The following is a 23,535-nucleotide window of genomic DNA, read 5'->3' as shown; positions in this document are numbered from 1 at the left end:
ACAGGGAGTTACTGTATTTAGAGAGTGTTATGGATCAAAGTACTGCACAAATTTATAAACGTCTTGTCTCGTATGTTGGCGCATACAAAAGCGTCGCTTTTATCGCAATTGTTGGGATGATAGGCTATTCAGCAATGGATGCTTTATTCATTCAATTAATGAAGCCGTTTATTGATCAAGGTTTAAACCAGCGAAATACAGAAGTTTTAAAGTACGCTCCTTTTGTTGTTATCGCGTTAGTACTGGGGCGTGGTGTTTTTAACTTTATGTCTTCGTACTGTTTAAGTTATGTGGGCTCTCAAGTTGTACGCTCTTTACGCCAAGAGTTATTTGAGCACATATTGCATTTACCCGTTTCTTTTCATGACAAAAACTCTACAGGCGATTTAATTTCAAAAATCACTTTTGATACAGAGCAAGTTCAACAAGCAATTACTAAAGCGTTACTTATTGTTGTACGTGAAGGGGCCTTTGTTGTCTTTTTACTTGGTGTAATGTTTTATACCAGTTGGAAGCTCTCACTTATATTTTTAGTCATCATCCCTCTCGTTGCCATTATTGTAGCGGTTGTATCGAAACGTTTTCGCCATATTTCTAAAAGTATTCAATCAGCTATGGGGCAGGTTACACGTAGCTCTGAACAAATGCTTAGCGGACATAAAGTTATTCATGGATTTGGCGGACAAGACCAAGAAATAAACCATTTCTCAAAGATTAATAATCATAATCGCCAGCAGCGCATTAAAATGGATGCGACAAAAGCTTTAAGTGTATCAATTATTCAAATATTAGCTGCCAGTGCCATGGCTGTTATTTTATGGGCTGTATCTCTTCCATCAATGATTGATACGATTACCTCAGGTGACTTCATGGCATTGATTGCCTCAATGATGATGCTATTGCGACCGCTAAAACAACTCGCCAATGTTAATAGCGATATGCAGCGTGGTATCTCTGCAGCTCAAAGTATATTTTTAGTGTTAGATGAAGAAATGGAAAAAGATACTGGCACCGTTTCAGTCGATAAAGTTAAAGGGGTAATTGAAGTTAAAAATGTAACCTTTAAGTACCCAACAAAAGATGAAGCCGTATTAAACGATTTGTCGCTAACGATTAAAGCGGGTGAAAGTATTGCCTTAGTTGGGCGCTCAGGCTCGGGTAAATCAACAATTTCTAATTTATTACCACGCTACTATGACTTAGAGTTACCGAGTGAAATATTACTTGATGGTATAGCCCTGCAGGATTATAAATTAACAGATTTGCGTCGCCAATTTGCTTTAGTGTCTCAGCAGGTCGTGTTATTTAACGATACGATTGCTAACAATATTTGTTATGGCATAAAGCATGATGTGTCTGAGGAAGAATTAGAGCAAGTTGCTAAACAAGCGCATGTTTGGGAGTTTGTTAAAGACCTGCCAGAGCAATTAAACACCATGGTAGGTGAAAATGGTGTAATGCTCTCCGGCGGTCAACGCCAGCGTATAGCGATAGCACGTGCAATATTAAAAGACGCACCTATTTTGATTTTAGACGAGGCTACATCAGCACTTGATACCGAATCTGAAAAGCTTATTCAGCAAGCATTAGAAACGCTAATGAAAGATAAAACCTCAATTGTTATTGCGCATCGCTTATCTACTATCGAAAACAGTGACCGAATCTATGTTATTGATAATGGTCGTGTAATAGAAAGTGGCGATCACAATAGTTTATTAGCAAATGACGGTACTTATTCAGCCCTTTGCAAAATGCAGTTTGGTGATCAGGCGTGAGTAAAATAGAACAAAGCTGGTATAAACCATTTGGTCTAATTACTTTACTGTTATTACCATTAAGTGCTTTGTTTTGGGTTGTATCGTCATTTCGAAAATACTTATACAGCGCTAAAATACTTAAACCCTTTGAGTGCAAAACGCCTGTAATTGTAGTTGGCAATATAAGTGTTGGCGGTAATGGTAAAACGCCTTTTGTTTTGTGGCTGTATGGTCATTTAACACAGCAAGGTTTATCAGTGGGAATTATTAGTAGAGGATATGGTGGGCAATCAAAAAATTACCCGCTTTTAGTTACTGAGCTTGTAGATGCTCAGCAGGCTGGAGATGAGCCATTACTTTTATACCATCGTTTAAAGTGCCCAATAGCGGTTGGGCCTAATAGACAACACAATATCGATTTATTAGAAAATAATTATACACTCGACGTTATTATTTCTGATGATGGAATGCAGCATTATAAAATGCCTCGTAGCATTGAGTGTTGTATTGTTGATAGTGAGCGTCGTTTTGGTAATGGCTTTGTTATGCCAGCAGGGCCACTTCGTGAAACAACTAAACGTTTGCAAAGTGTCGATATAGTAATTGAAAATGGTGGTGAGGCTAATAATAGCTACACATTACAAGTAAGTAATCTTCGCTTGGTTAATTCAAGCGATTATGCAAAAAGTAACGTAAGTGAAGCACATGCAATAAGTGCAATTGGGAACCCTAAACGGTTTGAAAACTCATTAGAAGCACAAGATATTACGTTATTATCGACTCATCATTTTAGAGATCATTATGCTTATACAGTAGATGATTTTGCCCAATTTGGTGATGATTGCATTATAATGACCGAAAAAGATGCCGTTAAATGTAAGTCCTTTGCAAAGCCTAATTGGTATTATTTACCAGTAGATGCACAACCTACCGATAGCGTAATAAACACATTAAATTCAATATTAAAAGAAAAAGGAATACTCAATGGCCTTTGATACAAAATTACTCGAGATAATTGCGTGCCCTGTTTGTAAGGGAAAATTACGCTTTGATAGAGAAAACAACGAACTAATTAGCACAGCAGCTAAGCTTGCTTATCCTGTTCAAGACGATATTCCAGTATTACTTGAAAATGAAGCACGTGAGTTATCTTTAGAAGAGGTTGAAAAGTGGAATTCGTAGTTGTAATTCCTGCTCGTTTTGCATCGACCCGACTACCAGGTAAACCGCTTGCTGATATTTGTGGCAAGCCAATGGTTCAACACGTTTACGAAAAAGCATGTTTATCAGGTGCTAGTAAAGTAGTTATAGCAACCGATCATCAAAAAGTATTTGATGCAGTAAGTATGTTTACTAATGATGTAGTAATGACGCGTGAAGAACACCAGTCGGGTACTGAACGATTAGCTGAAGTGGTTGATTTGCTTAAACTTGATAGCAATACAATTGTGGTTAATGTACAAGGCGATGAGCCATTACTTGCACCAGAAAACGTATCTCAAGTTGCTGCACTATTAAGTGATTCAACAGCACCAATGGCAACGTTAAGTGTTGCTATTGAAGAACGTGATGAAGTATTTAATCCTAATGCCGTTAAAGTGGTTAGCGATATAAATAAAAATGCCCTGTATTTCTCTCGTGCAAGTATACCGTTTGATAGAAATACGATGATGGGTGATAGCACTGCCCTTAATTTAGCCCCGTTTCAACGCCATGTAGGTATTTATGCGTACAGAGCGGGTTTTATTAAACAATACATAGAGCTGAGTGTATCACCACTAGAATTACTTGAATCACTTGAGCAGTTACGTGTTTTGTATCACGGTTATAAAATTAAAATAGAACAAGCTCAAATAGCCCCTCATGCAGGTGTAGATACGCCTGATGACTTAGCTAAAGTGATAGCGCATATTAAAAGTAAAAACGTGTGAGTGAGCAATTAAGTAAGATAATAAAAGTTGTTTATACACATAACGACTTTTATATTTTAGAAAAGCCAGCGGGTCTTAATTTTCATTCTGAAGAGGGACCCGGCTTTGTTGTTTTAGCCGAACAAAAATTATCGCAAAAGCTTTATGCCGTTCATCGTTTAGATAAAGTGACATCAGGGCTTATTATTTTAGCAAGAAACAAAGCCGCTGCAGCCGCCTTTACTGTTATGTTTACTGAGCATGCGATTGCTAAATTTTATTTAGCGATTAGTGATACTAAACCAAAAAAGAAGCAGGGGTGGATAAAAGGCGATATGGCTAAGTCTCGCCGTGGCTCGTTTAAGTTACTAACGAGTACACTTAACCCTGCAATCACCCGATTCTATTCTCTGAGTTATAAGCCAGGATTTAGAGGGTATATTTTAAAACCTTACTCTGGCAAAACACATCAACTAAGAGTGGCACTAAAAAGTGTGGGCGCAGCTATTTTAGGCGATGCAATGTATTCAGGCGCGCCTTCTAATCGTACCTATTTACATGCATATGCGTTAAGCTTTTTATGGCAAGGTGAACAAATACAGCTAACTTTATTACCCGATAGTGGTGATGAGTATTTGGCGTTAATTAAACATCAAGATTTTCAAGCATGGCAATCGCCATGGCAACTGGATTGGTAAATGAGCGAAAAAGTTACAGATATACGTTTTGGTGGTATTAAACGTTTATATGGTCATCAACAGTTTGATTGGCTTCAAGAAGCACATTTTTGTGTAGTAGGTATTGGTGGTGTAGGAAGCTGGACAGCAGAAGCACTTGCGCGTACTGGTGTTGGTAAAATAACACTTATAGATTTGGATGATATTTGCGCCACTAACGTAAATAGGCAAATTCATGCGTTAACGGGCACTATTGGTCAAGCTAAAGTCGATGCAATGAAAGCGCGCTGCGAGCTTATTAACCCAGAATGCCAAATTAGTGTAATAGATGACTTTATTACGCTTGATAATATTCAAGAGCATATTCAAGGTTTTGATTATGTAATTGATTGTATTGATGCAGTTAAAGAAAAAGCAGCATTAATTGCTCACTGTAAACGTAATAAACTACCTATAATTACAACTGGTGGTGCTGGCGGGCAAACAGATCCTAGCCAAATAACTTTTGGTGATGTAGCTAAAACTACGCAAGACCCATTACTTGCAAAGGTGCGCTATATTTTGCGTAAGCAATATAATTTTAGTAATAATCCTAAACGTAAGTTTAATATTGATTGTGTTTACTCAACAGAGCAATTGGTTTACCCAGGAAGCGATGGCAGCGTATGTCATGCTAAGCAAAGTGCTGATGGCACAATGAATATGGACTGTAATAATGGTTTTGGCTCTGTGACTATGATCACAGGAAGCTTTGGTTTTTTTGTTGCTGCAAAAGCGGTGCGTAAATATCTAGATAAAAAACAACGCTCACAAGCTTAGTTTTCGTTAACTAAGCTTGTGTTGTGCCATGGTTTGTATCTTATCAACCATGGCTTTAATACCATTACCACGTGATGCGCTTAAGTGGCTTATAAGGCCGAGCTTTTCAAATTCTTCATACGCATTTTTATTCACTACCTGTTCTGGTGTAAGCCCGTTGTAAAGCGCTAAAATAATGGCTAATAATCCTTTTACTATACGAGTATCAGAGTCACCTATTACAACAAGTGTATTTTCGGTTAAGTCAAATTCAACGAACATCCATACTTTGCTTTCACAGCCTGGTACAAGTGCATCATCAGTTTTCAAAACATCAGCTAAAGCCGGTAATGTTTTTCCTAAAAGCATTATTTCACGATATTTTTGCTGCCAAGCAGGCGCATTTTTTATAGATTCTGTGACTTTGTTAAACGTATTTGTCATGAGTTATCCTAATTAATTCTATTAAACTGGCGTTCAATCTAATAAAGCGATACATTTTTTAAGTGAATCAATGAATATATCTACATCTTTGTAGGTATTATAAAAAGAAAAACTCGCTCTTAACGTTCCATTAAGCCCTAAATGTGTCATTAACGGTTGTGTACAATGGTGTCCGCTTCTGACTGCAACCCCATATCCGTCAAGTAAAGTTGCCAAATCATAAGGATGTTCATCTTTAAAATTAAAACAGAGTGTACCAATATTGTCAGATAGGTTGCTGAATATGGTAATGCCATCCACCTTTACCAATTTTTGTGCCGCGTAACTAAACAATTCTTGTTCATATTGCTGTATTTGCACGTGATCCAATTCATTTAAATAGTCTAATGCGGCACCAAAGCCTAAAACTCCAGAGATATTTGGTGTGCCAGTTTCAAATTTTGCAGGCGCAGGGCGATAAGTGCTATGAGTTAAGTAAACTTTATCAATCATTTCTCCGCCGGATTGGTAAATATCTAGCGTATTTAGCTCTTCATATTGGCCATAAAGTACACCTAAGCCTGTTGGACCGAGCATTTTATGGCTTGAGCAGACATAAAAGTCACAGTTTAATTCACGTAAATTGGGTTTTAAATGCAGTGCACCTTGGGCTCCGTCCACTAAAACAAGCGAATTTACCTCTTTTGCAGCTACAATTAGTGGCTTTAAATCAGTGATATTACCCAGTGTGTTCGATGCTTGTGTAATAGCTATTAAGGCAGGTTTTGTTTCTTTTATAAATTCACAGCATTGTTGTGTGTTTAGCGTGCCGTTACTATTAAGCGGCAGAGAGACTAATTTAGCTCCCGTCTGTTGGCTTACTAGTTGCCAAGGCACTATGTTTGCGTGATGCTCAAGCGGAGATATTATTATGGTATGACTTTCATCTAAACGCTTTTTTAAGCCGTTAGCGACCAAATTTATGGCTTCTGTAGCACCTTTAGTCCATACAATCTCTTTACTTAAGACATTAAAAAACCTTGCAGTTTTATCCCGGACTTGTTCATAAGAATAAGTGGCCTGTTCGCTAAGTGTATGGCGTCCACGGTGTACATTTGCATTTTGAGACGTATAAAACTCAGTAATTGTATCTATAACTGATTGAGGCTTTTGTGAGGTTGCTGCTGAGTCTAAATAAACAAGCGGGCAGCCGTTTATTGTTTGATTTAATGTCGGGAAGTTTTTTCTAATTTTATTTATATCAAACTTTAAAGTAGGCATAGCTCATCTACATAGTGTTTTTAAGGCAGGGATTGTAATCGGTTTATGATAATTCTCAAGTGCTGTTAATAAAAAAGGCCGCAAAATGCGGCCTTTTAAACTAACCAGCGTCAATTAACGCTTGTCAGTTGATACGTAATCACGTTGAGTGTAACCAGTATACATTTGGCGAGGACGGCTGATCTTATGACCAGGTTGAGATAGCATCTCATCCCAGTGAGTGATCCAACCAACAGTACGTGCCATTGCAAAAATTACAGTGAACATGCTTGTTGGAATACCAATCGCTTTTAAGATAATACCAGAGTAGAAATCTACGTTAGGGTATAGTTTCTTCTCTACAAAGTACGGGTCTTCAAGGGCAATTTGCTCAAGCTTCATAGCAATATCAAGAAGTGGATCTTGGATATTAAGCTCAGCTAAAACTTCATGACACGTTTGACGCATTACTGTAGCACGTGGGTCGAAGTTTTTGTAAACGCGGTGACCAAAGCCCATAAGGCGGAATGGGTCAGCTTTGTCTTTAGCTTTAGCAACGTATTCATCAATACGATCCACAGAGCCAATCTCTTCTAACATGTTTAAACATGCTTCGTTAGCGCCGCCGTGAGCAGGTCCCCATAAAGAAGCAATACCAGCTGCAATACATGCATACGGGTTAGCACCTGATGAACCAGCAAGACGAACTGTTGAAGTCGATGCATTTTGCTCATGATCTGCATGAAGCATAAAGATTTTATCCATAGCTTTAGCAGTTACAGGGTTAACTTTATATTCTTCAGCAGGCACAGAGAACATCATGTGTAAGAAGTTTTCTGCGTAGCTTAAATCGTTACGTGGGTATACAAACGGTTGGCCGATGTTTGTTTTATAAGCCATTGCAGCAATAGTTGGTAACTTAGCAACTAGCTTAACTGCACTTGTTTTACGTTGTTCTGCATCAGTAATATCAAGGTCTTCATGATAAAAAGATGATAATGCACCCACTACGCCACAAAGCATTGCCATTGGGTGAGCGTCAAAGCGGAAACCTTGGAAAAAGTTAGCAATTTTCTCGTCAAGCATAGTGCTTGTAGTGATTTCATTCTTAAAAACTTCGTATTGTTCTTTAGAAGGTAACTCACCATTTAAAAGTAAGTAGCAAAGCTCAATATAGTTAGAATCTTCAGCTAATTGCTCAATTGGGTAACCACGGTGAAGTAGTACACCTTTACCACCATCAATATAGGTGATTGCAGATTCACAAGAACCAGTCGACATGAAACCTGGGTCATAAGTAAAGTGACCATGTGAACCTAACGTACGTACGTCGATTACATCTTGGCCAGCAGTGCCTTGATAAATTGGAAGTTCGATTGGATCTAGTCCATCAATATGGACTGTGGCTTTTTTATCTGCCATCGCTATGTATCTCCTATTAAGATATCTATTCTGATTTTTAGATTTTAAAGTTCTGAAATCTGTTTTAAGCACATCTTCGCATTTTAACGTGAAAGAGGGGGTTAAAGTCAATTTTTATAAACATTATGCATATATGTATAATAAATATTCGGTATTAATTAAATATAATACTATTGGCTAATTCGCAAACATCTCTAAATAAACAAGAATTGTAAAAAGTCCTATGGGTATATATACTAACGGTGGTTTTAAACCGTATTGTATTTGGGTAAACATATTCTTAACAGCTTAAAATTTACTGTTTTGTGAACTTTAACTATTTTGATACGTTTATTCTGATAGTTCCATCAGTAATATTTGGTGGGTTTTTAGAAAAACAAGTAGATGAGCTCCACTGTGAGCAAAGATGGGCAAGTAACTGTGAAAAAGCAAAGACCTGTAAATCTAGATCTAACAACTATATCTATGCCGGCAACGGCTAAAGCTTCAATTTTTCACCGCGTCACCGGTGTTGCATTGTTTTTTGCTTTAACGTTTGTCATTTGGGCTTGGTCTGAGTCTCTCTCTTCAGCTGAAGGTTTTGAATTCGTCAAGGGTCTGTTTAACGGATTCATTGCCAAATTTATAGCTTGGGGCACTGTTTCTGTATTAGGTTATCACCTTATTGGTGGCATCCGTCATATGATTATGGATATGGGACATTGGGAAGAACTTGAATCAGGTAACCTCAGCGCTAAAGTATCAATGGCTCTTGGTGTTGTGTTTGCCGTATTGGCAGGGGTGTGGATATGGTTTTAAATCAAGCAACTCTAAAACGTGATGGTGTACAAGATTTCGTATCTTTACGTACCACGGCATTAATAATCAGCGCGTACGCGATTTTTATTATCGGCTATTTTTTAGCGACGCCAGAAGTCACTTTCGAAGCCTGGACAGGCCTCTTCTCTAACCTAGCAATGAAAGGGTTTACTTTAATTACCCTTATTTGCATTATGGTTCATACCCGCATTGGCCTTTGGCAAGTTCTTACAGACTATGTTAAGTGTTCGAAGTTGCGTGCTGTTTTAGGTTTTGTTTTAAACCTAATGGCCGTTGCTTACGTAGCTATTGGTCTAATCGTATTATGGGGTGTTTAAGTGAAATATTCTGTTCGTGAATTTGACGCCGTAGTAATTGGTGCAGGTGGTGCTGGTATGCGCGCCGCTTTAGCAATTACAGAATCTGGCAAAACGTGTGCATTAATATCTAAAGTATTTCCAACGCGCTCACACACTGTATCTGCTCAAGGTGGTATTACAGTAGCGCTTGGTAATTCACACGAAGACAACTGGGAATGGCATATGTACGATACCGTTAAGGGTTCCGATTTTATCGGCGACCAAGACGCTATTGAATACATGTGTCAAACTGGCCCAGAAGCTATTACTGAATTAGAAAACATGGGACTACCATTTTCTCGTTTTGAAAATGGCCGTGTTTACCAACGTCCTTTCGGTGGTCAATCGAAAAACTTTGGTGGTGAACAAGCCGCACGTACTGCCGCTGCTGCTGACCGTACTGGTCATGCTTTACTTCATCTTCTATATCAACAAAACGTTAAAAACAAAACAAATGTATTCTCTGAGTGGTATGCACTTGACTTAGTTAAAAACGACAATGGCGATGTAGTAGGGTGTACAGCAATTGAGATTGAAACAGGTGAAATCACTTTCTTCAAATCTAAAGCAGTTGTATTAGCCACTGGTGGTGCTGGTCGTATATTCGCATCAACAACAAATGCTCACATTAACACCGGTGACGGTGTTGGTATGGCAACACGCGCTGGTATTTCTATGCAAGACATGGAAATGTGGCAGTTCCACCCAACGGGTATTGCAGGTGCTGGTACGCTAGTAACTGAAGGTTGTCGTGGTGAAGGCGGTTATCTTTTAAATAAAGATGGCGAGCGCTTCATGGAACGTTACGCACCAAATGCAAAAGACTTAGCGTCTCGCGATGTTGTTGCGCGTTCAATGATGACTGAAATCCGTGAAGGTCGTGGTTGTGATGGTCCTTGGGGTCCTCATATCAAGCTGAAACTTGACCATTTAGGTGAAGAAACGCTTAACCTACGTCTTCCTGGCGTATGTGACCTAGCTAAAACTTTCGCTCACGTTGATCCAGCTAAAGAGCCAATTCCAGTAATTCCTACTTGTCATTATATGATGGGTGGTGTTCCTACTAACGTAAATGGACAAGCACTACAAATCGATGCTCAAGGCAACGAAAAAGTAGTTGAAGGTTTATTTGCTGTTGGTGAGATTGCATGTGTATCTGTACACGGTGCAAACCGCCTAGGTGGTAACTCATTACTAGATTTAGTTGTATTTGGCCGTGCTGCTGGTAACTTCTTAGGTAAATACCTTAAAGATGTTGAAGTATCAAAAGCAGCTTCAGAATCAGATTTAGAAGCTTCTCTTGCACGTTACAACCGTTGGGAAAATTCAACGGCTGGCCAAGGTGAAGATCCAGTTCAAATCAAAAAAGACCTACAACAATGTATGCAGCTTAACTTCTCGGTATTCCGTGAAGGCGATTCAATGGCTTCAGGTCTTCAAGAACTTAAAGAAATTCGTGAACGTCTGCAACATGCTCGTCTTGATGATAAATCGTCAGACTTCAATACGCAGCGTATCGAATGTCTTGAACTAGATAACTTAATGGAAACAGCTTACTCAACTGCAGTAGCTGCAAACTTCCGTACAGAAAGCCGTGGTGCACATTCTCGCTTTGACTACCCAGATCGTGATGACGAAAACTGGTTATGTCACTCAGTATTCAATCCTGTAACGGATGAAATGAGTAAGCGTGATGTAAACTATGCGCCTAAAACGCGTGAAGCTTTCCCACCTAAAGCACGTGTTTACTAGGAGATAGACGATGGCACAAGTACAATTTTCAGTTTATCGTTATAATCCAGATGTTGACAACGCTCCTCGTATGCAAGAATACACCTTGCAAACAGAGGAAGGTCACGACATGATGGTGTTAGATGCACTTATTCTTTTAAAAGAACAAGATCCTACACTATCTTTTCGTCGTTCATGCCGTGAAGGTGTGTGTGGATCTGATGGTGTTAACATGAATGGTAAAAATGGTTTAGCATGTATTACTCCTTTATCTACGCTACAAAAAAATGGCAAAGGTAAAATTGTAGTACGTCCATTACCAGGCTTACCTGTGGTTCGTGACCTTGTTATTGACATGAGTCAGTTCTACACTCAGTACGAAAAAGTTAAACCTTATTTAATTAATGATCAGCCTGCAGCAGGCGAGCGTCTTCAATCTATTGAAGAACGTGATAAATTAGATGGGCTATATGAGTGTATTTTGTGTGCATGTTGTTCGACATCGTGTCCTTCGTTCTGGTGGAATCCAGACAAGTTCATTGGTCCAGCAGGCCTTCTTCATGCTTACCGTTTCTTAGCTGATAGCCGAGATACAGCAACTGAAGAACGTTTAGCGGATTTAGACGATGCTTTCAGTGTGTTCCGTTGCCACAGTATCATGAACTGTGTTAGCGTTTGTCCTAAGGGTCTTAACCCGACTAAAGCAATTGGGCAAATCAAATCTATGTTATTAAACCGAGCGGTTTGATTACTTAGTAAACGTAAGATGGCTAATACAGATTATTAGCCATCTTGTTATGATAACTATTAATTTCTGCGCTAAAGAAAAGGGCTTATAAATGCACGAAGGTGTGATGAAGGCATGGCTAGAATCTTCACATTTAAACGGCGGCAACGTTGCTTATGTAGAAGAGCTTTATGAAGCGTATTTAGACGATGCGACTTCTGTGCCAGATGAATGGCGAGAAGTGTTCGAACAATTACCTAAAGTTGATGGTGTGGATGTTGAAGTAAAACATTCAGAAGTTCGAACGCAGTTTGCACAGCTTGCAAAAAACAAGCATAGAGAAGTAGTGGTAGCAGAGGGTAGTGGCGGAGACCTTAAACAGGTTAAAGTTCTACAACTTATTAATGCTTTCCGTTTTCGTGGACACCAAAATGCAAACCTAGATCCATTAGGTATTTGGCAACGAGAGCGTGTACGAGATTTAGAGCTAGAGTACCACGACTTATCTTCAAGTGATTTTGACCGCGAGTTTAACGTAGGATCGTTTGCCGTAGGCCGCGATACTATGCCTTTAGGTGAACTATACCAAGCACTAAAAACTACATATTGTGGTTCAATTGGCGCTGAGTATATGCACATCACATCAACAGAGGAAAAGCGTTGGTTACAACAGCGTTTAGAATCTGTCCAGTCTAGGCCAAAATTCGAAAAAGACGAAAAGCTGCGTATCCTAAAAGGATTAACTGCTGCTGACGGACTTGAAAAATATTTAGGGGCTAAGTTCCCAGGTGCTAAGCGTTTCTCACTTGAAGGTGGCGATGCGTTAGTTCCAATGTTAAAAGAGCTTATTCACCGCGCTGGTGAAAGCGGCCAACAAGAAGCTGTTATTGGTATGGCTCACCGTGGTCGTTTAAATGTTCTTGTAAATGTACTTGGTAAAAATCCATCAGAGTTATTTGATGAGTTTGCTGGTAAACATAAAGAAACATTAAGTTCTGGCGATGTTAAATACCACATGGGTTATTCATCTGACTTTGCTACTAAAGGTGGCAATGTTCATATGGCGCTTGCGTTTAACCCGTCTCATCTTGAAATTGTAAACCCAGTTGTTATGGGCTCAGTACGTGCTCGTCTTGATCGCTTAGGTGACAGTTCTGGTATTAAAGCTTTACCAATTACAATTCATGGTGATTCTGCGGTTACAGGCCAAGGTGTTGTACAAGAAACGTTTAACTTATCACAAACTAACGCGTTTAGTTGTGGTGGTAGTATTCGTATTGTTGTAAATAACCAAGTTGGTTTTACTACATCAAAACAAGACGATGTACGCTCTACAGATTACTGTACTGACATTGCTAAAATGGTTCAGTCACCTATCTTCCATGTTAACTCTGATGACCCTGAAGCAGTTGCATTTGTTACTCAAATTGCACTTGATTTCAGAAACCAGTTTAAACGTGACGTAGTAATCGATTTAGTATGTTACCGTCGCCATGGTCACAATGAAGCTGATGAGCCTAATGCAACTCAGCCTGTTATGTACCAAAAAATTAAAAAGCACCCAGTTCCACGTTTAATATACGCAGATCAACTTATAGCTGAAGGCTCTTTTTCTGAACAAGAAATAAAAGCACTTGCTGATGAGTACCGTAATGCATTAGACGAAGGCAACTGTGTTGTTTCAGAAATACAACCAGAGACATCACATTCTTCAGATTGGGCAAAGTATGTTGGCCATGAATGGGATGTTGATTACGATGCCAGCGTACCTGTTGAAGAGCTCAAAGCACTCGGTGAGAAAATCGCTTCTTACCCAGAGCAATATAAAGCACAGTCACGCGTTAAAAAGATTTACGATGATCGTAAATTAATGGCTTCTGGTGAGAAACCTCTAGATTGGGGTATGGCAGAAACACTTGCTTATGCAACAATTGCAACTGAAGGCACTGACATTCGTTTAACTGGTCAGGATTCAGGGCGTGGTACATTCTTCCATCGTCATGCTGTTGTTCACAGTCAATCAGACGGCGCTACTTATACACCTCTACAGCACTTAAGCGAAGATCAAGGTACTTTTGAAGTATTTGACTCTGTTTTATCTGAAGAAGCTGTTGTTGCTTTTGAATACGGTTATGCAACTGCAGAGCCTACTTCATTAGTACTTTGGGAAGCACAGTTTGGTGATTTCGCCAACGGTGCACAAGTTGTATTTGACCAATTCCTAAGTTCTGGTGAGCAAAAATGGGGCCGTTTATGTGGTCTTACAATTTTGTTACCACATGGCTACGAAGGACAAGGTCCAGAACATAGTTCAGCTCGTTTAGAGCGTTTCCTACAACTATGTGCTGATCACAACATGCAAGTCTGTGTTCCATCTACTCCTGCACAAGTTTACGCTATGCTTCGTCGTCAATCAGTTCGACCACTACGTCGTCCGTTGATTGTTATGACGCCTAAGTCGTTGCTTCGTCATCCTCTTGCAACTTCATCGCTTGAAGAGCTATCGCATGGTGTTTTCCATAATATGATCGACGAAGTTGATGATATTAACCCTGAGAAAGTTGAACGCGTTGTATTTTGTAGTGGTAAAGTTTATTACGAACTATTACAAGAGCGTCGTAAGCTAGAGCAAGATAATATTGCTATTGTTCGTGTTGAGCAGTTATATCCGTTCCCACATGACGAAATGCAAACAATTATGGAGCGTTACCAACACGTAACTGATTTTGTATGGTGTCAAGAAGAGCCACAAAACCAAGGTGCATGGTATTGTTCACAACATCACTTTATTGATGCAATCCCACAAGGTGCTAAATTAAAATATGCAGGACGTAAAGCGTCTGCATCACCAGCGTGTGGTTACATGTCAGTACATACTAAAGAACAACAAGCGCTCGTTGCCGACGCGCTTACTATAGAAAATAAAGGATAAGCAATGAGCACAGAAATTAAAGTTCCTGTTCTTCCTGAGTCGGTTGCAGATGCTACCGTTGCTACATGGCATGTAAGTGTTGGCGACAAAGTAACTCGCGATCAAAACTTAGTAGACATTGAAACAGATAAAGTGGTTTTAGAAGTTGTTGCACAGCATGACGGTGTAATTACAGAAATATCACAAGAAGAAGGTGCAACCGTACTTGGCGATCAAGTTATGGGTTTACTTGGTGATGCTGATGCAGCGCCAGCAAGTGAAGGTTCATCTAAAGAAGAATCAGCACCAGCTAAATCAGAAGACGCGCCAGCGGCGCAATCAGCACCAGCATCAGAAGGTAAAGAAGTGGACATTAAAGTACCTGTACTTCCAGAATCAGTTGCAGACGCAACAATTGCTACATGGCATGTACAACCAGGTGACGCAGTAACACGCGACCAAAACTTGGTAGATATTGAAACAGATAAAGTTGTTCTTGAAGTAGTAGCTCAAGAAGATGGCATCATGGGTGATATCATTCACAGCGAAGGCGATACTGTACTAGGCGAGCAAGTAATTGGTTCGGTTAAAGCAGGCGGTGCACCAGCGGCTCCAGCTGCAAAAGCAGACGAAACGCCAGCAGCAGATTCTAGCGAAAGTTCAGATGTGTTAACACCATCAGTTCGTCGTTTAATTGCTGAGAAAGGCTTAGACGCTTCTAAAATTAACGGCACGGGTAAAAATGGCCGCGTAACTAAAGAAGACGTTGATACGTTCTTAAAAGCACCAGCGCCAGCGGCTAAAAAAGCAGAAGCTTCTGCTCCTGCAGCACCGATGGGCGATCGTACTCAAAAACGTGTTCCTATGACTCGCCTGCGTAAAACGATTGCTACACGTCTTCTTGAAGCTAAAAATTCAACTGCAATGTTAACAACATTCAACGAAGTGAACATGGAACCAATCATGAGCCTTCGTAAGCAGTACCAAGAAGTATTTGAAAAGCGTCATGGCATTCGTTTAGGTTTCATGTCTTTCTACGTGAAAGCGGTAACTGAAGCACTTAAACGCTTCCCAGATGTTAATGCATCAATTGATGGTGACGATATTGTTTACCATAACTATTTTGATATCAGCATTGCAGTATCTACTCCACGTGGTTTAGTTACTCCAGTACTTAAAGATTGTGACAAACTATCTGTTGCTGAAATCGAAAAGGGTATTCGCGAATTAGCACTTAAAGGTCGTGATGGTAAGCTAACGCTTGCAGATATGACCGGTGGTAATTTCACTATTACTAATGGCGGCGTATTTGGTTCATTACTATCTACACCTATCATTAACTTGCCACAGTCTTCAATTTTGGGTATGCATAAAATCCAAGACCGTCCGATGGCTGTAAATGGTAAAGTAGAAATACTTCCTATGATGTATTTAGCTCTTTCTTATGACCACCGTATCATTGATGGTAAAGAATCAGTTGGTTTCTTAGTGACTATTAAAGAGTTACTTGAAGATCCAACTCGCTTATTGCTAGATGTTTAATCTAGTTGTATGAAATGTAAGCTGTGAATGAACATTCACAGCTTTTTTTTTGCGCCTTTGGTCTTACTGGGGTTTTCATGTTAAGCCTTGGGATCTATACTAGGTGCGCAATTTGGGATAGTTGTTTATTTGAAAAAATATTCAGCTCTTTTAGTATAAAAAATTGGATAAAGCATCATGAATTTGCATGAGTATCAGGCAAAACAACTTTTTGCCGAATATGGTTTACCAGTTTCTCAGGGTTTCGCTTGCGATACACCTGAAGAAGCTGCAGCAGCTGCTGAAAAAATCGGCGGTGATATGTGGGTTGTTAAAACTCAGGTTCACGCAGGTGGACGTGGTAAAGCTGGCGGTGTAAAGCTAGTAAAAACTATCGACGAAGTAAAAGCGTTTGCAGCTAACTGGTTGGGTAAAAACCTAGTTACTTACCAAACAGACGAGAAAGGTCAGCCAGTAGCTAAAATTTTAGTTGAAAGCTGTACTGACATTGCTAACGAATTGTACCTAGGTGCAGTAGTTGACCGTGCATCTCGCAAAGTAGTTTTCATGGCGTCTACTGAAGGCGGCGTTGAAATTGAAACTGTTGCAGAAGAAACACCAGAGCTTATCCACAAAGCTGAAATTGATCCATTAGTGGGTCCTCAAGCTTACCAAGCACGTGAACTAGGCTTCAAATTGGGTCTTAACCCAGTACAAATGAAGCAGTTTGTTAAGATCTTTATGGGTCTTGGTAACATGTTTACTGATTTTGATTTCGCACTACTTGAAATCAACCCGTTAGTAATTACAGACGAAGGTAACCTTCACTGTCTTGACGGAAAAATCGGTATTGATGGTAATGCACTTTACCGTCAGCCTAAAATCCGTGAGTTCCACGATCCATCTCAAGAAGATGCACGTGAAGCACACGCAGCAAGCTTCGAGCTTAACTACGTTGCTCTAGATGGCAATGTTGGTTGTATGGTTAACGGTGCAGGCCTAGCAATGGGTACTATGGACATCGTAAACCTACACGGCGGCAAACCGGCTAACTTCCTAGATGTTGGCGGCGGCGCGACTAAAGAACGTGTTTCTGAAGCATTCAAAATCATCCTTTCTGACGACAATGTTAAAGCTGTTTTAGTAAACATCTTTGGCGGTATCGTACGTTGTGACATGATTGCTGAAGGTATCATTGGCGCAGTTAAAGAAGTTGGCGTAAATGTACCTGTAGTTGTACGTTTAGAAGGTACTAATGCTGAATTAGGTCGTGAAGTTCTTAAGAACTCAGGTCTAGATATCATTGCTGCTGAATCACTAACAGACGCTGCTGAGAAAGTTGTTGCTGCTGCGGAGGGCAAATAATGTCTGTATTAATCAATAAAGATACAAAAGTTATCTGTCAAGGTTTCACTGGTGGCCAAGGTACTTTCCACTCAGAGCAAGCGCTTGAGTACGGTACACAAATGGTTGGTGGTGTAAGCCCAGGTAAAGGCGGTCAAACGCACCTTGGTCTTCCTGTATTCAACACAGTTCGTGATGCTGTTCAAGAAACTGGCGCAACTGCTTCAGTTATCTACGTACCAGCTCCTTTCTGTAAAGATGCAATCTTAGAAGCTATCGATGCAGGCATCGAGCTGATTGTTTGTATCACTGAAGGTATCCCTACGCTTGATATGGTTGACGTTAAAGTTAAACTAGATCAAACAGGTACTCGTATGATCGGTCCTAACTGTCCAGGTGTTATTACTCCTGGTGAGACTAAGATTGGTATCATGCCTGGTCACATCCACAAACCTGGTAAAGTAGGTATTGTTTCTCGCTCTGGTACTTTAACGTACGAAGCGGTTAAGCAAACTACTGATGCTGGTTTTGGTCAGTCTACGTGTGTTGGTATTGGTGGTGATCCAATCCCAGGTACTAACTTTATCGACGTTCTAGAAATGTTCGAAAAAGATCCACAAACTGAAGCAATCGTAATGATTGGTGAAATTGGTGGTACTGCAGAAGAAGAAGCTGCAGAGTACATCAAAGCTAACGTAACTAAACCTGTAGTATCTTACATTGCTGGTGTTACTGCACCTGAAGGTAAGCGTATGGGTCACGCTGGCGCAATCATCGCAGGCGGTAAAGGTACTGCTGATGAGAAATTTGCTGCATTAGAAGCTGCGGGCGTAAAAACTGTACGTTCACTTGCTGAAATCGGTAAAGCACTTAAAGAGAAAACAGGCTGGTAATTGCTTGTTTCCTCTGAAAAGGCCCGCTTATGCGGGCCTTTTTGTTATTGAGGTAAATTTAGAACGGATAACTAATATGCTGAAAAAAGCGTACAGACAAATCCTGTCGTTGTTTATTTATAGCCAGCTCGTTACATAATGCATGAATTGTTTTCTCTACTTGGTTCATAAAGCGGCCATAACCAATTTCATGTTTATCCTGCTGCGTTGCGACAATAACAAAATGTATTGTTTCTACTAATTTTGTTGCTTCATAAAAATACTTAATTTGATTTTCATTTGATTCAACATCAAAGCTCAACTTTTGTAACTCTGCATTACCTTCATTTTTATCTATTTTACAGTTTCGGACAATGGGTATTGCGCCATTAGCTACCATTGCACCGTGTGTTAGTTTGTTTTGTTCACATGCGCGTTTAAAACTATCTGCAAAGTAATCATAAAACTTTTCTACATCGTTATTGTTCACCATTGTTTGAAACTGCGTTTTGATGGCCCGAGAAACCGCAATGGTAAATGTTGCGTAAGTCATTTCAGTATAGTCACTAGAAATATTACATTGCCTTGATTGATAACGAGGGTAGAGGCTTCTGAGTTTATATCCATAACTCTCTTTATTTCCCTTATCTTTAGCAAATAAATCGTAAGTTAGATGTTGGTGATCGCGAAGTTTAAATTGGGGCTGATTTATAAATAACTGTTCTTGTAAAAGGGTCAATACTTTTTGTACTCTATTGTGAAACAAAGCTGAGTTTGCACGTAAGTCTTCACCCGTGGCTAAAAACAATAAACGTATTTTCTTACTTTTTATATCTGGTGAGTAATAAATTTTATGTGCTTCGTGATAACGAGGATTATAAAAAAACAACATCTGCTTGTCGGTTTCTAGTTGATATGACTCATCATGAAAGCGTACAACCGGTAGTTTATCGTTTGCTAATAAATGTACATTATGTAGTTCATACTCATCACAACATGCAAATAATTGACGCGCAATACGCTCGTAGCAACAGTTTATAGTGCTAAAGCTATTATAAAATGCTTCATTAGGTATTATTTCAGCCAATAAATAATGGTTAGCGCGTGCATTAGTTGGAATATATACACGGTGTTGATTAAGTGTCGCCATCTTAGAATCCTTATAAAGTAGGTTATTTAGCTACTATAATTGGCTTTGATGACCTAAATGTTGCGTTAAAACAAATTTTATTCATAAACAATTGAACAAGTGGATTAAAGTTAATCAATATCTAAAATAAACCTTAATCTATTGCTGTATGTTAGTGTATGTTTTTGTAATAATGCATTAGTTTTGTTATTACGTAATATTTAGAGGATCACACTCCTATGGCGGAAATTGAGAATCGCCCAAGTAACTTTATTAGAACCCGAATTGATGAAGACTTAGCAAGTGGCAAACATGCGACAACGCATACACGTTTTCCACCTGAACCAAATGGTTTTTTACATATTGGCCATGCCAAATCAATTTGTTTGAATTTTGGTATCGCAAAAGACTACAACGGTTTATGTAACCTACGTTTTGACGATACAAACCCTGAAAAAGAAGACATTAACTACGTTAACTCTATTAAAGAGGATGTACAGTGGTTAGGCTTTAATTGGGATGGCGACATAAAGTATTCTTCTAACTATTTTGATACTTTATATGGTTACGCAGTAGAGCTTATTGAAAAAGGCTTAGCGTACGTTTGTTTTTTAACTGCAGACGAAGCACGACAGTACCGCGGTACATTAAAAGAGCCAGGTAAAAACAGTCCTTATAGAGATACTTCAGTTGAAGAAAACCTAGCGTTATTTGAAAAAATGCGCGCTGGCGAATTCAAAGAAGGTGAATGTGTACTGCGTGCTAAAATTGATATGGCAAGCTCATTTATGGTGCTTCGCGATCCAATTATTTACCGTGTACGTTTTGCTCATCATCATCAAACAGCTGACAAGTGGTGCATTTACCCAATGTATGACTTCACTCACTGTATTTCTGATGCGCTTGAAGGTATTACACATTCATTATGTACATTAGAGTTTCAAGATAACCGTCGTTTATACGACTGGGTACTTGATAACATTAGTTTAGAGTGTCACCCACAGCAAATTGAGTTTTCGCGCTTAAATCTTGAATACACTATTATGTCAAAGCGTAAGCTAAATGATTTAGTAGTAAATAACTATGTAGAAGGGTGGGATGACCCTCGTATGCCTACTATTGCAGGTTTACGTCGTCGTGGTTATACACCAGGTTCAATCCGTGAATTTTGTTTGCGTATTGGTGTAACAAAACAAGAGAATATGGTTGAAATGGGCATGCTTGAAGCCTGTATCCGTGAAGACTTAAACGAAAATGCACCACGTGCAATGGCTGTACTCGATCCTGTTAAAATCGTTATTGAAAACTACGATGCAGATAAAGTTGAAACTTTATCAGTGGCTAATCACCCAAATAAAGAAGAAATGGGGCGTCGTGATGTTCCATTTACTCGTGAAATCTATATTGAACGAGAAGACTTTAAAGAAGAAGCGAATAACAAATTCAAACGTTTAGTACTTGATAAAGAAGTACGCTTACGTGGTGCTTATGTTATTAAAGCGCAGCGTGTTGAAAAAGACGAAAATGGCGAAATCACAACTATCTTCTGTACTTACGACAGCGAAACACTTGGTAAAAACCCAAGTGATGGTCGTAAAGTAAAAGGTGTTATTCATTGGGTTTCAGCACCAGAGTCTATTAGTGCAGAAGTTCGTTTATACGACCGCTTGTTTAGCGTACCAAATCCAGCAGCTGCAGAGGAATTTGAAACTACGCTAAACCCGGAGTCACTGGTTGTTTTACCTAATGCTAAATTAGAACCATCGCTTGCTAATTCACAAGCAGAGCAGGGCTTTCAGTTTGAGCGTACAGGTTATTTCTCTCGTGATTCTAAATCAGAGAACGTTGTATTTAATCAAACAGTGGGTCTTCGCGATTCATGGTCTAAAACTCAATAAGTAATACCAATTCGCTTAATTAAGTGATCTATTTTGAGGCTGGAAAAACGTGTTGATAGCTAGGCAAAAAATTCGCTATTTAGTTGTTCTAAATGAGCATTTTTTAACGCAGGTAGCGACACGTTTAGCCCCGCGAAATGATCAAGTATTATTGCGGATTGGTATAATACTTAAAATATACCCAGGATTTACTGGGTATATTTATTACTATTGTCTTTTAGGCACAAAAAAAACCTGCACTTAGCAGGTTTTTTTATTGCTTTTAAAAGCGATATTAGCTGTTAGCGTCGCTAAATTCTTTACACGCTGCTTTATCATTACACTCACCGTATAAATACAAAGAATGGTTTGTAAGAGTAATACCATTTTCTTCAGCAATTTCTAGTTGACGACGCTCAATCATGTCATCTTCAAACTCTACCACTTTGCCACATTTCAAACATACTAAATGATCGTGGTGAGTGCTTCCAGAAAGTTCAAATACTGATTTTCCGCCTTCAAAGTGATGACGGCTTACAATACCCGCATCATCAAATTGGTTAAGTACGCGGTATACAGTTGCAAGACCAATTTCTTCACCTAGATCCAAAAGAATTTTGTAAACATCTTCAGCACTGATGTGTTGGTTATCTGGAGATTGTAAAATCTCTAATATTTTAATACGCGGTAAAGTTACTTTTAAACCGGCTTTTTTAAGTTCCAAGTTATGATCAGTCATTAAATCTGTCTCAATTTTATTTGGTTATACTAGACATCTTGCAAAGATGTACACGACACATTAGCAACAAACAGGATAACGTGCCTAAGCGTTAAGTGCAAAGAACAATTGATATATATTGCCACTAAAGCTTAAAACGCTAACTGTTTGATAATTATTTAAACAGCTAGCGATATATGCAGTAAATTAGTCTGCTAATTCACTTAAACACATTTCTTCATATACTTGAGCAGACCATGCTTTAACACGTTGTTCTGTAAGCTCTGGTTGACGGTCTTCGTCGATACCCAAACCTACAAAGTGCTTATCATCAGCCATTCCTTTAGAGGCTTCAAAGTCATAGCTTTCACTTGGCCAATGGCCCACAACAATAGCGCCACGTTCAGTAACAATATCGTTGATCATGCCCATTGCATCTAAAAAGTACTCAGCGTAATCTTCTTGGTCACCACAACCAAAAATAGCAACAAGTTTTCCTTCAAAGTCTACTTCCTCAAGTTCTGGAAAAAAGTCATCCCAGTCACATTGAGCTTCACCGTAGTACCAAGTAGGGATACCGAATAAGATTAAATCAAATTCAGCAATCTCTTCTTTAGAGCTTTTTGCAATATCATGAACAGCCACTAGCTTTTTACCCAATTCTTTTTGGATCATTTTTGCTACGTGTTCTGTGTTACCTGTGTCACTTCCGAAAAAAATGCCTACACTTGCCATGGATTTAAAACCTTTTATGTATCAATAGCCAATCTTTCTTGTAAAATCGTTTCAATCAGCGCACTGCGGCTAATATTTTGTGCATCTGCCATATCACTCAATGCTTGATATAACTGCGATGAAACTTTAAATTCAACACGCTTTAAACCACGTGCTTTATCTCTTTTTATTTGATTACGTTTATTTACCTTTAACTGCATATCCCGAGAAAGGGGATTGGTCTTAGGTCTGCCTGGGCGTTTTTCGTATTCAAATAAATCGAGTGTAGTTCTATCTGTTTCTGACTTCGCCATGCTTAACCTACACCTGCGCCTTGCCAAAATACTTGAATAAGCCCTTTAGCAATAAAGCCTGAACAACCTAAAAAGAGCACGCCCCAAACAATGTATTGTCCGAACTTTGGTACATTGCCACTTTTTAGTACGTCTTTAATTGCCATGCCGATGAATATGAAAATACCGGCTAAGCCAAAATACAACCCTAGGGTATCAAATTCGTTAATTAACTGACTGACCATCAACGTATAACCTTTAAATTAAACGGCGCGTACTATAGCATATAAATAT

The 23,535-nt window shown here is 39.2% G+C and carries 23 protein-coding genes; 15 read left to right on the top strand and 8 right to left on the bottom strand.

All coding sequences use genetic code 11. The features are described 5' to 3' along the window. Window positions 1-29: 29 nt before the first annotated feature. Genes msbA through tcdA form a run of 6 tightly spaced genes read left to right on the top strand, consistent with a single transcriptional unit; the run spans window position 30 to window position 5,163 of the window. A complete protein-coding gene (gene msbA / locus H5118_RS03275; RefSeq protein WP_182715531.1) occupies window positions 30-1,775 on the top strand; it encodes a lipid A export permease/ATP-binding protein MsbA in 1,746 nt (581 codons plus the stop codon). Next, window positions 1,772-2,752 carry a tetraacyldisaccharide 4'-kinase gene (lpxK, locus tag H5118_RS03270; protein WP_182747785.1) on the top strand — a complete coding sequence of 327 codons (981 nt, stop codon included), beginning with the start codon at window positions 1,772-1,774 and terminating at the stop codon, window positions 2,750-2,752. Before msbA ends, lpxK begins: the two co-directional genes overlap by 4 nt. Further along, complete coding sequence (locus H5118_RS03265) at window positions 2,742-2,939, top strand: Trm112 family protein (RefSeq protein ID WP_002961789.1); 198 nt, start codon at window positions 2,742-2,744, stop codon at window positions 2,937-2,939. Before lpxK ends, H5118_RS03265 begins: the two co-directional genes overlap by 11 nt. Beyond that, a complete protein-coding gene (kdsB, locus tag H5118_RS03260) occupies window positions 2,927-3,688 on the top strand; it encodes a 3-deoxy-manno-octulosonate cytidylyltransferase (RefSeq protein ID WP_182747783.1) in 762 nt (253 codons plus the stop codon). The genes H5118_RS03265 and kdsB overlap by 13 nt, the downstream gene beginning before the upstream one ends. Next, window positions 3,685-4,365 (top strand): TIGR01621 family pseudouridine synthase, encoded by a 681-nt coding sequence (locus H5118_RS03255; RefSeq protein WP_182747782.1) that lies wholly within the window; start codon window positions 3,685-3,687, stop codon window positions 4,363-4,365. Before kdsB ends, H5118_RS03255 begins: the two co-directional genes overlap by 4 nt. Further along, the gene (gene tcdA / locus H5118_RS03250; RefSeq protein ID WP_002961793.1) at window positions 4,366-5,163 is read left to right on the top strand and encodes a tRNA cyclic N6-threonylcarbamoyladenosine(37) synthase TcdA; all 798 of its coding nucleotides are present in this window, start codon (window positions 4,366-4,368) and stop codon (window positions 5,161-5,163) included. 6 nt (window positions 5,164-5,169) lie between these two features. On the opposite strand, the gene H5118_RS03245 is transcribed toward tcdA, so the two are convergent. From H5118_RS03245 to H5118_RS03235, 3 genes are all read right to left on the bottom strand, one after another. After that, window positions 5,170-5,586: a SufE family protein gene (locus H5118_RS03245; protein WP_182715527.1), complete on the bottom strand. Its 417-nt coding sequence runs from the start codon at window positions 5,584-5,586 to the stop codon at window positions 5,170-5,172. 33 nt (window positions 5,587-5,619) lie between these two features. Next, the gene (locus H5118_RS03240) at window positions 5,620-6,846 is read right to left on the bottom strand and encodes a SufS family cysteine desulfurase (RefSeq protein ID WP_182747780.1); all 1,227 of its coding nucleotides are present in this window, start codon (window positions 6,844-6,846) and stop codon (window positions 5,620-5,622) included. Window positions 6,847-6,960: 114 nt separating this feature from the next. Beyond that, window positions 6,961-8,247: a citrate synthase gene (locus H5118_RS03235; RefSeq protein ID WP_002961796.1), complete on the bottom strand. Its 1,287-nt coding sequence runs from the start codon at window positions 8,245-8,247 to the stop codon at window positions 6,961-6,963. Between the two features lie 420 nt (window positions 8,248-8,667). Between H5118_RS03235 and sdhC the strand changes: the two genes are divergently transcribed. From sdhC to sucD, 8 genes are all read left to right on the top strand, one after another. Beyond that, window positions 8,668-9,045, top strand: a complete 378-nt coding sequence (gene sdhC / locus H5118_RS03230; RefSeq protein ID WP_122975019.1) for a succinate dehydrogenase, cytochrome b556 subunit — start codon at window positions 8,668-8,670, stop codon at window positions 9,043-9,045. Continuing rightward, window positions 9,036-9,383, top strand: a complete 348-nt coding sequence (gene sdhD, locus H5118_RS03225) for a succinate dehydrogenase, hydrophobic membrane anchor protein (RefSeq protein ID WP_002961798.1) — start codon at window positions 9,036-9,038, stop codon at window positions 9,381-9,383. The genes sdhC and sdhD overlap by 10 nt, the downstream gene beginning before the upstream one ends. Continuing rightward, window positions 9,384-11,156, top strand: coding sequence for a succinate dehydrogenase flavoprotein subunit (gene sdhA / locus H5118_RS03220; RefSeq protein WP_002961801.1), 1,773 nt, complete (start codon window positions 9,384-9,386; stop codon window positions 11,154-11,156). A gap of 10 nt (window positions 11,157-11,166) precedes the next feature. Next, window positions 11,167-11,883 carry a succinate dehydrogenase iron-sulfur subunit gene (locus tag H5118_RS03215; RefSeq protein ID WP_002961804.1) on the top strand — a complete coding sequence of 239 codons (717 nt, stop codon included), beginning with the start codon at window positions 11,167-11,169 and terminating at the stop codon, window positions 11,881-11,883. 91 nt (window positions 11,884-11,974) lie between these two features. Further along, on the top strand, window positions 11,975-14,794 hold the full coding sequence (gene sucA, locus H5118_RS03210) for a 2-oxoglutarate dehydrogenase E1 component (protein ID WP_033021680.1): 2,820 nt from the start codon (window positions 11,975-11,977) through the stop codon (window positions 14,792-14,794). Window positions 14,795-14,797: 3 nt separating this feature from the next. After that, window positions 14,798-16,315, top strand: a complete 1,518-nt coding sequence (gene odhB / locus H5118_RS03205) for a 2-oxoglutarate dehydrogenase complex dihydrolipoyllysine-residue succinyltransferase (RefSeq protein ID WP_182747778.1) — start codon at window positions 14,798-14,800, stop codon at window positions 16,313-16,315. Window positions 16,316-16,492: 177 nt separating this feature from the next. Further along, a complete protein-coding gene (sucC, locus tag H5118_RS03200; protein WP_002961809.1) occupies window positions 16,493-17,659 on the top strand; it encodes an ADP-forming succinate--CoA ligase subunit beta in 1,167 nt (388 codons plus the stop codon). After that, a complete protein-coding gene (gene sucD / locus H5118_RS03195; protein WP_002961811.1) occupies window positions 17,659-18,531 on the top strand; it encodes a succinate--CoA ligase subunit alpha in 873 nt (290 codons plus the stop codon). Before sucC ends, sucD begins: the two co-directional genes overlap by 1 nt. A 58-nt stretch (window positions 18,532-18,589) precedes the next feature. Here sucD and H5118_RS03190 read toward each other — a convergent pair whose 3' ends face one another. Further along, window positions 18,590-19,660, bottom strand: coding sequence for a DUF3083 family protein (locus tag H5118_RS03190; protein WP_182747777.1), 1,071 nt, complete (start codon window positions 19,658-19,660; stop codon window positions 18,590-18,592). A gap of 218 nt (window positions 19,661-19,878) precedes the next feature. On the opposite strand from H5118_RS03190, the gene glnS reads away from it, so the two are divergent. Further along, complete coding sequence (glnS, locus tag H5118_RS03185) at window positions 19,879-21,537, top strand: glutamine--tRNA ligase (RefSeq protein WP_024596870.1); 1,659 nt, start codon at window positions 19,879-19,881, stop codon at window positions 21,535-21,537. Window positions 21,538-21,811: 274 nt separating this feature from the next. Here glnS and fur read toward each other — a convergent pair whose 3' ends face one another. The 4 genes from fur to H5118_RS03165 form a co-directional block, all read right to left on the bottom strand. Then, window positions 21,812-22,255: a ferric iron uptake transcriptional regulator gene (gene fur / locus H5118_RS03180; RefSeq protein WP_002962922.1), complete on the bottom strand. Its 444-nt coding sequence runs from the start codon at window positions 22,253-22,255 to the stop codon at window positions 21,812-21,814. A gap of 186 nt (window positions 22,256-22,441) precedes the next feature. Continuing rightward, a complete protein-coding gene (gene fldA, locus H5118_RS03175) occupies window positions 22,442-22,969 on the bottom strand; it encodes a flavodoxin FldA (protein ID WP_007586856.1) in 528 nt (175 codons plus the stop codon). A gap of 14 nt (window positions 22,970-22,983) precedes the next feature. After that, entirely contained in the window at window positions 22,984-23,262 is a 279-nt protein-coding gene (gene ybfE, locus H5118_RS03170) for a LexA regulated protein (RefSeq protein ID WP_002962928.1), read from the bottom strand. Between the two features lie 2 nt (window positions 23,263-23,264). Beyond that, complete coding sequence (locus H5118_RS03165) at window positions 23,265-23,486, bottom strand: DUF2788 domain-containing protein (RefSeq protein ID WP_002962930.1); 222 nt, start codon at window positions 23,484-23,486, stop codon at window positions 23,265-23,267. Window positions 23,487-23,535 lie beyond the last annotated feature (49 nt).

This window comes from Pseudoalteromonas sp. SR41-1 (genome assembly GCF_014164015.1).
In the GTDB taxonomy this organism is placed as follows: domain Bacteria; phylum Pseudomonadota; class Gammaproteobacteria; order Enterobacterales; family Alteromonadaceae; genus Pseudoalteromonas; species Pseudoalteromonas distincta.
Note: the sequence above shows the minus strand (reverse complement) of the source record. Positions and strands in the feature narration are given on the sequence as shown.

Excerpts from the sequence above, each read along its gene's own strand:
- fldA (WP_007586856.1), bottom strand. The coding sequence starts at position 22,969 with ATGGCAAGTGTAGGCATTTTTTTCGGAAGTGACACAGGTAACACAGAA.
- msbA (WP_182715531.1), top strand. The coding sequence starts at position 30 with ATGGATCAAAGTACTGCACAAATTTATAAACGTCTTGTCTCGTATGTT.
- H5118_RS03265 (WP_002961789.1), top strand. The coding sequence starts at position 2,742 with ATGGCCTTTGATACAAAATTACTCGAGATAATTGCGTGCCCTGTTTGT.
- H5118_RS03235 (WP_002961796.1), bottom strand. The coding sequence starts at position 8,247 with ATGGCAGATAAAAAAGCCACAGTCCATATTGATGGACTAGATCCAATC.
- fur (WP_002962922.1), bottom strand. The coding sequence starts at position 22,255 with ATGACTGATCATAACTTGGAACTTAAAAAAGCCGGTTTAAAAGTAACT.
- H5118_RS03165 (WP_002962930.1), bottom strand. The coding sequence starts at position 23,486 with ATGGTCAGTCAGTTAATTAACGAATTTGATACCCTAGGGTTGTATTTT.
- tcdA (WP_002961793.1), top strand. The coding sequence starts at position 4,366 with ATGAGCGAAAAAGTTACAGATATACGTTTTGGTGGTATTAAACGTTTA.
- sucA (WP_033021680.1), top strand. The coding sequence starts at position 11,975 with ATGCACGAAGGTGTGATGAAGGCATGGCTAGAATCTTCACATTTAAAC.
- sdhD (WP_002961798.1), top strand. The coding sequence starts at position 9,036 with ATGGTTTTAAATCAAGCAACTCTAAAACGTGATGGTGTACAAGATTTC.
- sucD (WP_002961811.1), top strand. The coding sequence starts at position 17,659 with ATGTCTGTATTAATCAATAAAGATACAAAAGTTATCTGTCAAGGTTTC.
- H5118_RS03245 (WP_182715527.1), bottom strand. The coding sequence starts at position 5,586 with ATGACAAATACGTTTAACAAAGTCACAGAATCTATAAAAAATGCGCCT.
- H5118_RS03215 (WP_002961804.1), top strand. The coding sequence starts at position 11,167 with ATGGCACAAGTACAATTTTCAGTTTATCGTTATAATCCAGATGTTGAC.
- ybfE (WP_002962928.1), bottom strand. The coding sequence starts at position 23,262 with ATGGCGAAGTCAGAAACAGATAGAACTACACTCGATTTATTTGAATAC.
- H5118_RS03190 (WP_182747777.1), bottom strand. The coding sequence starts at position 19,660 with ATGGCGACACTTAATCAACACCGTGTATATATTCCAACTAATGCACGC.
- sucC (WP_002961809.1), top strand. The coding sequence starts at position 16,493 with ATGAATTTGCATGAGTATCAGGCAAAACAACTTTTTGCCGAATATGGT.
- H5118_RS03240 (WP_182747780.1), bottom strand. The coding sequence starts at position 6,846 with ATGCCTACTTTAAAGTTTGATATAAATAAAATTAGAAAAAACTTCCCG.
- glnS (WP_024596870.1), top strand. The coding sequence starts at position 19,879 with ATGGCGGAAATTGAGAATCGCCCAAGTAACTTTATTAGAACCCGAATT.
- odhB (WP_182747778.1), top strand. The coding sequence starts at position 14,798 with ATGAGCACAGAAATTAAAGTTCCTGTTCTTCCTGAGTCGGTTGCAGAT.